The 11,656-nt window shown below is 35.8% G+C and carries 13 protein-coding genes and 2 pseudogenes; 6 read left to right on the top strand and 9 right to left on the bottom strand.

Annotated features, from left to right (window positions below; translation table 11 throughout):
* Nucleotides 1-48: 48 nt before the first annotated feature.
* Nucleotides 49-258, bottom strand: coding sequence for an alpha/beta-type small acid-soluble spore protein (locus CD003_RS08515; protein ID WP_096200708.1), 210 nt, complete (start codon nt 256-258; stop codon nt 49-51).
* 386 nt (nt 259-644) lie between these two features.
* On the bottom strand, nt 645-854 hold the full coding sequence (locus CD003_RS08510) for an alpha/beta-type small acid-soluble spore protein (protein ID WP_096200708.1): 210 nt from the start codon (nt 852-854) through the stop codon (nt 645-647).
* A gap of 292 nt (nt 855-1,146) precedes the next feature.
* On the opposite strand from CD003_RS08510, the gene CD003_RS08505 reads away from it, so the two are divergent.
* Entirely contained in the window at nt 1,147-2,220 is a 1,074-nt protein-coding gene (locus CD003_RS08505) for an NAD(P)H-dependent flavin oxidoreductase (RefSeq protein WP_096200707.1), read from the top strand.
* Nucleotides 2,221-2,412: 192 nt separating this feature from the next.
* Here CD003_RS08505 and chbG read toward each other — a convergent pair whose 3' ends face one another.
* Both chbG and CD003_RS08495 read right to left on the bottom strand, forming a co-directional pair.
* On the bottom strand, nt 2,413-3,141 hold the full coding sequence (gene chbG / locus CD003_RS08500) for a chitin disaccharide deacetylase (RefSeq protein ID WP_096200706.1): 729 nt from the start codon (nt 3,139-3,141) through the stop codon (nt 2,413-2,415).
* 173 nt (nt 3,142-3,314) lie between these two features.
* Entirely contained in the window at nt 3,315-3,503 is a 189-nt protein-coding gene (locus CD003_RS08495) for a hypothetical protein (protein ID WP_096200705.1), read from the bottom strand.
* 130 nt (nt 3,504-3,633) lie between these two features.
* Between CD003_RS08495 and CD003_RS08490 the strand changes: the two genes are divergently transcribed.
* Nucleotides 3,634-4,530 carry a hypothetical protein gene (locus CD003_RS08490; protein ID WP_096200704.1) on the top strand — a complete coding sequence of 299 codons (897 nt, stop codon included), beginning with the start codon at nt 3,634-3,636 and terminating at the stop codon, nt 4,528-4,530.
* On the top strand, nt 4,531-5,121 hold the full coding sequence (locus CD003_RS08485) for a hypothetical protein (protein ID WP_096200703.1): 591 nt from the start codon (nt 4,531-4,533) through the stop codon (nt 5,119-5,121).
* A 47-nt stretch (nt 5,122-5,168) separates the two neighbouring features.
* Here the strand turns inward: CD003_RS08485 and CD003_RS08480 are convergent, their stop codons facing one another.
* A complete protein-coding gene (locus CD003_RS08480) occupies nt 5,169-6,710 on the bottom strand; it encodes an FAD-dependent oxidoreductase (protein WP_096200702.1) in 1,542 nt (513 codons plus the stop codon).
* Nucleotides 6,711-6,898: 188 nt separating this feature from the next.
* Nucleotides 6,899-7,000, bottom strand: a pseudogene (locus CD003_RS08475) (YjcZ family sporulation protein); the annotation flags it as partial.
* Between the two features lie 6 nt (nt 7,001-7,006).
* Here CD003_RS08475 and CD003_RS08470 point away from each other — a divergent pair.
* A pseudogene (locus CD003_RS08470) lies at nt 7,007-7,327 on the top strand (DUF3231 family protein); the annotation flags it as partial.
* 107 nt (nt 7,328-7,434) lie between these two features.
* Here the strand turns inward: CD003_RS08470 and CD003_RS08465 are convergent.
* The 3 genes from CD003_RS08465 to fdhD are packed head-to-tail and all read right to left on the bottom strand — an operon-like array spanning nt 7,435 to nt 9,538.
* Nucleotides 7,435-7,659, bottom strand: coding sequence for a group-specific protein (locus tag CD003_RS08465; protein ID WP_096200701.1), 225 nt, complete (start codon nt 7,657-7,659; stop codon nt 7,435-7,437).
* A 45-nt stretch (nt 7,660-7,704) separates the two neighbouring features.
* Nucleotides 7,705-8,724, bottom strand: a complete 1,020-nt coding sequence (gene moaA / locus CD003_RS08460; protein WP_373558559.1) for a GTP 3',8-cyclase MoaA — start codon at nt 8,722-8,724, stop codon at nt 7,705-7,707.
* Nucleotides 8,714-9,538, bottom strand: coding sequence for a formate dehydrogenase accessory sulfurtransferase FdhD (gene fdhD / locus CD003_RS08455; RefSeq protein WP_096200700.1), 825 nt, complete (start codon nt 9,536-9,538; stop codon nt 8,714-8,716). Before fdhD ends, moaA begins: the two co-directional genes overlap by 11 nt.
* A 420-nt stretch (nt 9,539-9,958) precedes the next feature.
* Between fdhD and CD003_RS08450 the strand changes: the two genes are divergently transcribed.
* Together CD003_RS08450 and CD003_RS08445 are read left to right on the top strand one after the other, a co-directional pair.
* Complete coding sequence (locus CD003_RS08450; RefSeq protein WP_096200699.1) at nt 9,959-11,218, top strand: L-lactate MFS transporter; 1,260 nt, start codon at nt 9,959-9,961, stop codon at nt 11,216-11,218.
* A 60-nt stretch (nt 11,219-11,278) separates the two neighbouring features.
* Nucleotides 11,279-11,641: a DUF2294 domain-containing protein gene (locus CD003_RS08445; protein ID WP_096200698.1), complete on the top strand. Its 363-nt coding sequence runs from the start codon at nt 11,279-11,281 to the stop codon at nt 11,639-11,641.
* Nucleotides 11,642-11,656: the final 15 nt, after the last annotated feature.

Below are 11,656 nucleotides of genomic sequence, written 5' to 3'. Positions count from 1 at the left end.
AAGCCAAATATTAAATTGATTGAAATTGGAAGTTGGGTAAGTTGGTTATTATTGAATCGTGCCGTTCATTTGTTGCTCAGCCATTTGAACAAGGCGCTTCGTGATTTCGCCACCTACAGAACCATTTGCTCTTGAAGTAGCGTCAGGACCTAACTGTACGTTAAATTCCTGTGCAATTTCATACTTCATTTGGTCTAGTGCTTGTTGAACTCCAGGTACCACTAATTGATTTGAGTTGTTACTGTTGTTATTTTGCATCTAAATGACCTCCTTTGTATGATTCATTAGTTAATCTGCGCTTTTTTTCGCTTTTTATGTAGGTTTTTTCATTAGAAAATGGTGGAATTTTGTTAGAATCATTAAGACAGTAAAAAACCTCATGGGATCGGGAGGGGGAACAGCCAATCACACGAGGAGAATTACGTTGTGAAATTGAAACGATTATTTCAATCTCACAAAACTCTGTCTATCTATATAATCAAGCGCAGTTGCTTGTTGTATAAATGACGTACCCAAATCAAAACTTGTCCTAAACAATATTATTTAAAAAATTTTACATCTAAAAATGAAAGTAAATCCTAAACGAAAAAAGAAGCAGGCAAATGCCTGCTTCAAAAAGCCAAATATTAAATTCTTAAGAAGAACTATTGAATAGTGCCGTTCATTTGCTGTTCAGCCATTTGAACAAGACGCTTCGTAATTTCGCCACCTACAGAACCATTTGCTCTTGAAGTAGCATCAGGACCTAACTGTACGTTAAATTCCTGTGCAATTTCATACTTCATTTGGTCTAGTGCTTGCTGAACTCCAGGTACCACTAATTGATTTGAGTTGTTACTGTTGTTGTTTTGCATCTAAATGACCTCCTTTGTATGATGTACTAGTTAATCTGCTCGTTTTAACGTTTTTTATGTAGATTTTTTAACTGGAAATTGTATGTAATAAAAGACCTCACGAGATGGGAGGGGGAACAACCAATCTCATGTGGCCTTTTCGATTATATCTATATAATCAAGCAATTGCTTGTTGTATAAATGATGTACCCAAATCAAAACTTGTCCTAAACAAATTTATTTATAAAATATTTTGAACTGTTTGTACTTTTTTGAGAAAATAAATTAAGTAGTAAAGTGGGAGGAATAATCAATGTTTAAAAACCATGTAACAGAACTTTTAAAGATAGAACACCCAATCATTCAAGCACCTATGGCAGGTGGCATTACATCCTCGGCTTTAGTAAGTGCAGCATCGAATGCAGGTACATTAGGCATGATTGGCGCTGGTTATATGAATGCAAGCCAAATTAAACAACAGATTCAAGAAGTTCGCAATATGACGAAATATAATTTTGGTGTCAATATCTTTATACCAAGTGAGTTTACAATTACTGAAAATGAGTTACAGATAGCAAATGAGTTATTACAACCTTTTCGAGACGAATTAGTGATAAAGGATGATAACCCCCAAATTGCTACTGCTGAGGAGGGTTTTTCAACTTTTTATGAGCAAGTGAAGGTAGTGAGAGATGAGAAGGTTCCAGTATGTTCGTTTACTTTTGGATTACCGCCAAAAGACATAATTAACGAATTAAGAGAAAATGGAACTATCGTAATCGGAACAGCAACAACTGTTGAAGAAGCGATTCTTAATGAAAAAGCGGGAATGGATATAGTTGTCGTTCAAGGAAGTGAAGCTGGTGGACATCGAGGGACATTTACTGGAGACTGTGATAGCGGAATGATTGGCCTCATGTCACTCATCCCGCAAGTAGCTGATGCTGTAACGATACCGGTTATTGCAGCAGGTGGAATTATGGATGGGCGTGGTTTAATGGCTGCTTTTTGCCTAGGGGCACAAGCAGTTCAAATGGGCTCAGCATTCCTTACGTGCAAAGAAAGTGGTGCACACCAAGTATATAAAAAGGCACTTCTTGAAGCAAAAGAAAACGATACTACTTTGACAAAAGCTTTTTCGGGTAAATCAGCAAGAGGTATTCAAAATGAATTCATTGAAAAAATGAAAGATATTGAATGCGAACTTCCTAGTTATCCAGTGCAAAACACCCTGACAAGCGCTATTCGAAAAGCATCAGTAGGTCAAAATAACCCACAGTACATGTCATTGTGGTCAGGGCAAAGCCCAAGACTAGCAAAGGATCAAACAGTTGACGATTTAGTAACAAATGTGATGAAGCAAGCTAATGTATTACTGAAAAAGTAATATAAAAAGAAAACCAACCAAAAATCTTGGAAGAAGATAGAGGTTTTAGCTTCTTTATTAAAAAACTTTAAATTTCGTCTTCCTTCTGTTTCATATGCTAAAATGTATTGTTAGAAGTGAATTTACTTTTCTTCTCCCCAATAACTGAACTGAACACGTTCCAAAATAGCAAATGTACTCCTATGTGGTTATTTATATATGGTTAAAATTTATTAATTTAACCTGTTCTTTTTCTATCCAACTCATTAATTCCATTGAGGTTAATATGACCACTTCCTTAGTTCTTGGAAAAGAGTAGGAGGAGTGATTCAATATTTCCTCATCTAAATAACCAGGATGTGCCATCACTTCAACTGTTTGATTTTTATATAGTGTTAGCTCAAAAAATGTTTTCAATGTGATACCATCCTTATGAAACTTATCAATAAATACATCTGTCGTTCGGATAGAAGGCGGTTTCTCGACCAGAAAATGATTTCTTGCAGGAATCTGATATTTTTCAGCTAACTTAAATAGAACTGGACTGATTTGTGGATGAGAGTGAACAAAATGATGACTATCTAAATGAGATGGTTTCAATCCAAAGGACAATAACTTCTCAATTTGTTCGGTCCATTCCTTTTCAATATCTTCTATGTTTATTGATGTAAAATCAAACACTTCTTTTCTTGTTTTAAATATGCCATCATGTGAAATTAGTGAAGGAACATCTCGGTGCAAAGGTTTTCTCGTTGTTAATACTAAGTGAACTCCAACGCCTAAACCAGGATGCTCCTTCGCAAGTTGGACAGCATGTTCTGTACCCGGCATATTCATCATCATCGTAGCACTTGTTAGTACACCGTACTTATAGCTATCAATTATGCCGTGATTAATACCTCTTGAATAACCAAAATCATCAGCATTAATAATTAATTTCATTAGCTTAACTCCTCATTTTCTATTTATTTTATCAGAAATTGAGTGATAAAGAACAAAACCCGCAAAACGAAAATTGGTAAAGCATTTCAAAGAACAAAAAGGATCAGAGTGGAAAAGTGTGGACATACTTTTTCACTCTGATCCAACTAGATAATGGAGTCAGTAACAAATCATTACATTTCAGCATCATATTGTTCTTCAAGCCATTCTAATAACTGCTCTTCACTCGTAAATGTGACAGGTTCATGGTCATAATTTCCGTTATTCGCCTGTAGTAACTTTCCGTCTTGAGTAAAATCCCAGCCAATATTTTTAGCGTCTTGAACGAGCAGTATGACCTGTTTTAATTCCTCGTACTTCATCTAATTCCTCCTAAAAAAATCTTTCTAATAAAGTTAATTTGTGTAAAAATTAGGTTTGTATTCGTTTTCTGAAACTAATCATTTGCGATGGACGTAAACAAAGTAGATACATTATTAAAGGAGTTTTTATATGACAAATAAACTTTTATCTTTTAACAAAACGACAGTTGTTATTGGCTTAATAATCCTTGCCATTCTTTGGACAGGAAATATTCTATACTACAAAAGTCATCAACTGTCTAAGCCCTTATTTATGGAGCATTATTATGATGTATTGAGTTGGGGTGACACAAATTACGTCGAGTTATATTATCTAACCAATTCCAATTATCAGGAAGGAAACTATATTTACCGGGTAGATATACCTGGAGTAGACTATGTCCATATTGAAGGAAATTACCCTCATCAGCATTTCACCCATACAGTGTTGATGAAGTTGATGATTCGTATAGACTCTGAACTATTTGATACACTAGATTTTGAGGATATGATTGTACATTACAGTAATGGCGACAGTGAAAGTGTTAACATAGGTACTATTCGCATTCGAGATATCAAAGAACGAGAAGTCGTTCAAGAAAATTTAGTCGACTACCGTTCAAGTGGGAGTGGTTCAGATCACACAGGCTTTGATATGTTCGGCATTCAAGAGCCATTGCATTTAATAGACGTACAAATACCTTATGAAGAATTCTTGGTAGACTCTTTACTTGTTACAATCGAAAAAAATCAAGAAATTCTATATAGTAGAGGGAATCTAAATTATTTTACTGATAAATTACCTCATGACTATGCTAATAAAACTTCATTGCCTGTTACTTTTACCAAAGGGGATCATTTTAAACTTTCTTATGCCTTTAGGTTCCGAAATGAAATTGAAAGTACTCATTTTTACAAACTAGATACAAGTTTGCTATTTGAAACAGAAGCTGGAATAGAATTTAGTCAAACAACAAATATACATTATACTCCTTATTTGGATGAAGGAACTGTAAAGGATTTAATTAAAGAAGGAAGTGACTCTTAAATGTATAGAAAAGGTTATCACAGATTATTTTGGGGGTTACTTCTTGTTTTTCTTAGTTTTCGATTAAATGGCTTAGACATTTTACCTGACTTTATAGGCTATATGATGGTTGTTTCAAGTCTAGGACTGTTAGTAAGCCAAAACGAAATATTTGGAAAAGCAAGACCTTTCGCTTACATTCTTGTCTTTATTTCTATATTTTCAATCTATGAAGCTCAAGGTGGGGCTGTAGAAGGTGTAACTGTGACAGTCGCATCCACATTTATATTGGTTGTTTATACGATTGAGAACGTGCTGAAATTATTTATGGTATATTACATTATCAAGGCAATCTACGAAATGGCAAAAGGGAACGGATTACATGAACTTCTCACAAGAACTACGTTTACGTGGAATATTTATCTAGTTGTAAATGTAATACTTCTTTTAATCCAACCATTCCTCATAAGTGTTCAAATGCATCTTGCCGCATTTTTAGTTATTGTTATGCTCATTACATTCTTTGTTGTTGAGATTATGCTTTTAGTAACAATAAAACGAGCGGGGGATATGTTAAATGATAAACAAGGGGAAGAGGCAGATTTGCATTAAATCAGCCTCTTCTGAAACAGACTTTTTTTTCAGTGCTCTCGTATTTTTTAGTCTATTTTTCGTTCATCCAAAGGTTCAACCGTGGGACCATTTACTATATCGCCTTGAATCGTGTACCTCGAGCCATGGCAAGGGCAATCCCATGTTTTTTCTCCTTCATTCCATTCAACCTCACAGCCAAGGTGCTTACAAGTAGCATCAACTAAATGTAGTTCACCATTATCATCCCGATAAGCACATGTTTTTTGGCCATTAATACTTACATGAGCAGCTTCACCATTTTTAACTTGCTCGGGGTGGATTTGTCCTAAACCAACTTTTCCTTTTACAAATTCAACTGCTACATCCGTATTCTGTGTTACAAATGTTTTAATACTCGGATCTGCTTTAAATCTTGACGGTGTAAATGTTTCTTCATATGGGTTCTTGCCATTAATGATTAACTCTTTAAGCATCATCGCAGCAGCTGTTCCATTTGTCATACCCCATTTACGGTATCCAGTTGCGACAAGGATAGTGTCATTCGTTGAAGTCATCTGACCAACATAAGGGACATTGTCTAAAGTATAGATATCTTGAGCAGACCAGCGTGTGTGAATATCCGTTAGTCCTAGAACTTCTTTTCCGAAGTCAGCAAGTGCTTCATAATGCTTCATTGTGTTTATTCCTTGTCCTGTTTTATGGCCTTCGCCACCGATGAGTAGTAGATTATCATCTCCAATCGGAGTTGTACGTACAGAACGACTCGGGCTTTCAGAGCTAAGATACATTCCTCCAGGGTAAGGCTTGTTTGATTTCATTGCTACAACATAAGAACGCTCAGCATGAAGTCTGGTGAAATAAAGTCCATTTCCATCATTAAACGGGTAATGAGAGCATGAGATAACTTTTTCGCATCTAACATTATGACCCTTGCTTGTAATGATGTTGGCGTAAGTTGCGGTTTCCTCAATGTCAAGGGCAGTCGTATTTTCATAAATTTTACCTCCAGCTTCAAGAATTTTCTGCGTAAGAGGGAATAAGTATTTTAACGGATGAAATTGGGCTTGTTTATCCATGACAAGTGCTGAAATCATTGGTATATCAAGTGGCATAGAAGGAACGATTCTTCCACTAATATTTAATTTTTCATAAGCTTGTGCTTCTTTTGTTAGCTTGCTTAACTCTTTCTCTTGATTCGTATATATGTAAGCGTCTTGTTCCTCCCAATCACAGTCAATCCTTAGTAGTTGAATTGTATCTTTAATAAATCCACGCGCTTTATCGTTAGCTTGGTAGTATTGTTGCGTTTTTTCTAATCCAAAATGCTGTATTAACTCATCGTAAATAACACCATGCTGTGTTGTAACTTTTGCAGTTGTATGACCTGTCGTGCCATTTAAAATTGGATCTGAGTCAATTAAAGCAACTTTTACGCCTTCTTTACTGAGTAAATAAGCAGTAGTGATACCTGTAATTCCTCCACCTACAATCCCAACATCTACTGTTACATCTTCATTTAAGGAATCGAAAGAGGCGATATCTATATTTTTTCTCCAGTATGGTTCAGGCTGTTTGTCCCATTGATGATTTGTTTCATTGTTATTCATTAGGCAATCCTCCAAAATCATTTGCCATTATTTTCTCCAAAAATAGGAAAACAATGTATGGAATTGAAAACTATTCTTGTGAATTGGAAAAAAGCTATGCCATTTTTCATTAAGGGGTCTGAAAAAGTGAAAATCACACTTTTTCAGACTCTCTTTTCAATAGCATAGCCTTTAAATTTTAGCATGGTTTAATAAGCTTTCGGAGTTCTTGAATGAGAGTAGTACCACATTGCACCGAGTATTAGTAGTAGGATGATAACGACGACAACTAACGCAAATCCTCTACCAGAGGAATGATGGTATCCTGCTTTAGTGAATTGTTACTTCAAGTTGATATACCAACCCCTCAGCCGGCAGGTGGGCGTGCGACTCGTTCAACAGTTGCTCCATTTTCCGATAAACTGATGATGTATTGTACAAGTCTTTTTTGTAGTTTTTCTATGGGGAGTAACTCACTTGGATCTGCTTTTAGTTTAAGAAATGACTTACTAACCAAAATGTCAATTTTCATGTAAGACATATTTGAATATGCCCATAAGGGTGGAAAAATTATGATCAAAAATGGTTGGATGGAAGAGCCACCCCAAATGGAAGACCGTAAACAAAAGGTGAAATAAAGAATCATTTGAAAGAGCTTCATTATCCCTTCAACTTAACTGATTAAAGTCCACAGTAAAAAAGAGTAAAGGCTGTCTCAAAAGTGAGACAGCCTTGTTTTATATTCTTATATATACTTCTTCAATTGCTCATTTCGTGATTGTTGTTCTTCCTTAGATGATAAATCGTATTTCTTAAGAAGGTGAAATACTTCATTTAACACTTGTTGAGAAGGTCCTTGATCTAATAGTTTTGACGTACCTTCAACTAATTCTACAGGTAAAAACGTTTTCTGATCAGCAAGCTTTTTACGAACATCTTCTACCGGATGGTCTAATTTACATGAACTCATTCCAATTTCCCCCTTTATTGATTGAACATGCCATTATAGCTCATTCTAACCGCCAATATGGGACATTTCAACCTTTTTCCTTGTAGCTTGAAGTTGTTCTCGGTCTTCCGAATACCGATCATCTCGTTTATTCCAGATAGATTGTAAGTAGTTGGCAACTTCTATGTCTGTCATTGTTGAACGTACTGGCTCTCTAATGTCGTGGCCAACCGAAGAGAACAAGCATGTATATAGTTTTCCATCTGCAGATAAGCGAGCACGATTGCAGCTACCACAGAATGCATCTGTCACAGATGATATAACGCCAATTTCTCCATCAGAATCATTATATTTATAACGCTTCGCTACTTCACCAGTATAGTTTTGAGAAATAGGGGAGAGGGGCATAACTTTGTTAATATCTTCTATAATTTGTTGCTTCGAATAAACATCATCAAGTTTCCATTCGTTAGTATTCCCAACATCCATAAACTCGATAAAACGTAGTATAGGTCCCTTTTCACGAAAGAATTTTGCCATCGGAACAACTTCTTTTTCATTCATTCCACGTTTTACAACCATATTAATTTTAACTTGTAGACCTGCATTACTAGCTGCATCAATACCAGCTAGTACAGTTTCCACAGATACATCTCTACCGTTAATCTTTTTAAATAATTCATTGTCTAGTGAATCGAGGCTTATAGAAACACGCTTTAAACCAGCTTCTCTCAATTGTATTGCATATTGAGGTAGAAGAGAGGCATTTGTTGTCATTGCAATATCCTCGACACCATCAATTTCATGAATCATGTGGATTAATTCGGGTAAATTCCGTCGCATTAACGGTTCTCCACCTGTAATACGAATTTTCCTAACCCCGAGGGATTGTACAAATATTTTTGTTAAACGTTCAATTTCTTCAAATGAAAGGAGCTCTTTGCGCTGAAGAAAAGGGTAATCCGAGCCAAATAATTCAGCAGGCATACAATAACTACAGCGAAAATTACATTTATCAGTTACAGAGATTCGTAAATCTCTTAAGGGACGTTCTAATTTATCTAGTATCGGTTGATTATTCACTATTCGTATCCTCCTTTTTCTGTTCTGCTAATAAAACGATCCGCTCAGGATGAGAATAGATATTAAAGGACGAACCACGGATAAAACCAACTGCCGTTATATTTAAATCTTCTGCAAGTTGTATCGCCAAATCAGTTGGAGCCGACTTTGATAAAATAATGCCAACACCAATTTTTGCGGCTTTTGTTAAAACCTCAGAAGATATTCTTCCACTAAAAACAAGTATTTTGTCTCGTACGGGTATCTTATGAATTATACTATATCCAAAAAGTTTGTCTATGGCATTATGTCTACCAATATCTGTTCGACTAACCAACATAGTAGTAGAGTCACATAGCCCAGCATTATGTACTCCACCAGTCTGATGAAACATATTACTAGATTCTTGTAAGTTCTTCATCAAACTTATGCAATCTTCTGGTGTAATCGTTGTTTTAGTAGTAGATGTTTTAGCTGTACGTACATCATTTTGAAAATAAAACTGTCGGCTTTTTCCACAGCAAGAGCCTATAAATCTTTTAGAATAGTATTGTTGATTTGTTATTTGTTGTGAATGTAATTGGACATAGGCGAATCCTTTCCCTTCATCAATTGACAGGTCCTTTATATCATCTTTCATACGAATGATTCCTTCTGATGCCAAAAAACCAACCACCATTTCATCAAGGTGACTCGGCGTACAGACGATCGTTGCAAATTCATCATTGTTTACTAGGATTGTTAATGGAAACTCAGTTACAATTTCATCCTCTACCACATTCAACTTAGCTTCACTATAACGTACAATTTTCCTTTGTATACTCGTATTTTTACTCATTTTTTACACCTCCAGTAATCGTATATGCCGACTCAAAATATTCTAAATGAAATATAACCATATAATTTTCTACCTGACAACTATTTTAAATTTTAAAGAATTTCTACCATTTTGAGAAAACTATGAAATGTTTGTTAACAATTTGTGAAAAAAATGTGTTGAAAAACAAATACTATCAAGGTATTATTTAAGAGAATTCACAAACATGTAACATTTCAGATGCGAGATAGCGAACCTGTCATCGGTCTAAAATAGAACATGCTAAATTAAGCGTCCTAGTTGGTCCTATAGTAGTGAACCTGCTTGATACTAACCGTCGCCACTTTCAATGATATTGTTTTACAACAATAGATCTGAAATTTGCGGCGGTTTTTTGTGTGGAAAAACTCAACTCTACAATTAAATAAGGAGGAAATTAGAATGGGTAAAGTAAAAAATCGCTGGCTAATTGCCCTAGCAGCTGTAGGTATACATATTTCAATCGGTTCTGTCTATGCATGGAGTGTTTTTACAAATCCATTGCAAGAGCAGTTCGGCTGGAGCTTAAGTGCTATTTCGTTAACTTTTAGCATTGCTATTATCTTTTTAGGATTATCTGCCGCGTTCATGGGGCACTTTGTTGAAAAACACGGTCCCCGTAAATCAGGGTTAGTGTCAGCAATCTTTTTTGGTGTTGGATTAATAGGTTCAGGTATTGCTATCAATATGGGGAGCCTAACATTATTTTATATTACTTACGGAGCTTTAGGTGGTATTGGTTTAGGTGTCGGCTACATAACTCCTGTATCAACACTAATCAAGTGGTTCCCAGACCGACGTGGGTTAGCAACTGGTCTTGCAATTATGGGCTTTGGATTTGCGGCCATGATTGCTAGTCCAATTATGGCAAACTTGATTAGTTCTGTTGGGATAGCCAATACATTCTTTATTTTAGGCGCGGTATATTTCACAATCATGATTGCTTCTGCTCTTTATTTAGAAAGACCACCTGAAGGCTGGTTGCCAGAAGGAATGAAGCAACAAGTAGAATCAGGTGTAAAAAAACCTTTAGCTGATTTATCTCAATTAACTGCAAATCAAGCAATTAAAACAAAACGATTCTGGTATTTATGGGTTATGTTATTCATTAACGTAACATGTGGTATTGCCGTTCTTTCAGTAGCATCACCGATGGCACAAGAAATTGCAGGACTTTCTGCAGCAGCAGCTGCGACAATGGTTGGTATTATGGGTCTATTCAATGGTGTTGGACGACTTGGCTGGGCGTCAATCTCTGATTACATTGGGCGACCAAATGTGTATACAACATTTTTTGTCATTCAAATCGTATCATTTTTCGTGTTACCTAGTATTACACATGCCATCATGTTTCAAGCGGTGCTTTTCTTAATCTTAACATGCTACGGTGGAGGATTCGCTTCTATTCCAGCTTATATTGGAGACTTATTTGGTACGAGACAACTTGGAGCAATTCATGGTTACATTTTAACTGCATGGTCATGTGCAGGACTAGCTGGCCCAATTATCGCTTCATGGGTACGTGAAACAACAGATAGTTATGCAGGTACATTATATATCTTTGCTGGAATGTTTGTTATTGCTCTAATTGTTTCAGTAGTCATTCGAGTGGATATTAATCAATTACGGATGAAAAATGAATCTGAAAAATTAGCAAGTTGACAGATAGTATCGTAAATACTACCCTTTAAAAATAAGAATAAAGTTAGAGGGTTGACTAATATGAATAAATATGAGGCGGAATTTAGTAACTTAGTACGGGCATTTAGAAAAAAGCACATGGGGAAGGGACCGAGTAAGATTAATACAAGGTTCTGTCAAAACTGGGCGATTTGTGAGATGGAAGGAAACTTATCTCCAATTGAAAAGTTTATAGCAAGTGCAGATGAAGGGAAGCAAATGCTTCGTGCAGCACGTACAGAAATGGTTAAGGATTTGTATCGTAAAAATCCACCAGCAGAAATGGAAGAATTTCTGCAATGCAAATTTGTTGAACTATTCGTAGATATTAATATCGAACGTGATTTAGGAATGTCCATATTCGTTTTTGATGAAGACATTGAACAGAAATTTTCTAATAAGTAGGTTTGGCACTTAGCA

The organism is Bacillus sp. FJAT-45350, from assembly GCF_002335805.1.
Lineage (GTDB): Bacteria > Bacillota > Bacilli > Bacillales > NISU01 > FJAT-45350.
Note: the sequence above shows the minus strand (reverse complement) of the source record. Positions and strands in the feature narration are given on the sequence as shown.

Coding starts and splice junctions, on each gene's coding strand:
- CD003_RS08450 (WP_096200699.1), top strand. CDS start 9,959: ATGGGTAAAGTAAAAAATCGCTGGCTAATTGCCCTAGCAGCTGTAGGT.
- CD003_RS08485 (WP_096200703.1), top strand. CDS start 4,531: ATGTATAGAAAAGGTTATCACAGATTATTTTGGGGGTTACTTCTTGTT.
- chbG (WP_096200706.1), bottom strand. CDS start 3,141: ATGAAATTAATTATTAATGCTGATGATTTTGGTTATTCAAGAGGTATT.
- CD003_RS08465 (WP_096200701.1), bottom strand. CDS start 7,659: ATGAGTTCATGTAAATTAGACCATCCGGTAGAAGATGTTCGTAAAAAG.
- CD003_RS08445 (WP_096200698.1), top strand. CDS start 11,279: ATGAATAAATATGAGGCGGAATTTAGTAACTTAGTACGGGCATTTAGA.
- CD003_RS08505 (WP_096200707.1), top strand. CDS start 1,147: ATGTTTAAAAACCATGTAACAGAACTTTTAAAGATAGAACACCCAATC.
- CD003_RS08480 (WP_096200702.1), bottom strand. CDS start 6,710: ATGAATAACAATGAAACAAATCATCAATGGGACAAACAGCCTGAACCA.
- CD003_RS08510 (WP_096200708.1), bottom strand. CDS start 854: ATGCAAAACAACAACAGTAACAACTCAAATCAATTAGTGGTACCTGGA.
- CD003_RS08495 (WP_096200705.1), bottom strand. CDS start 3,503: ATGAAGTACGAGGAATTAAAACAGGTCATACTGCTCGTTCAAGACGCT.
- CD003_RS08515 (WP_096200708.1), bottom strand. CDS start 258: ATGCAAAATAACAACAGTAACAACTCAAATCAATTAGTGGTACCTGGA.
- CD003_RS08490 (WP_096200704.1), top strand. CDS start 3,634: ATGACAAATAAACTTTTATCTTTTAACAAAACGACAGTTGTTATTGGC.
- fdhD (WP_096200700.1), bottom strand. CDS start 9,538: ATGAGTAAAAATACGAGTATACAAAGGAAAATTGTACGTTATAGTGAA.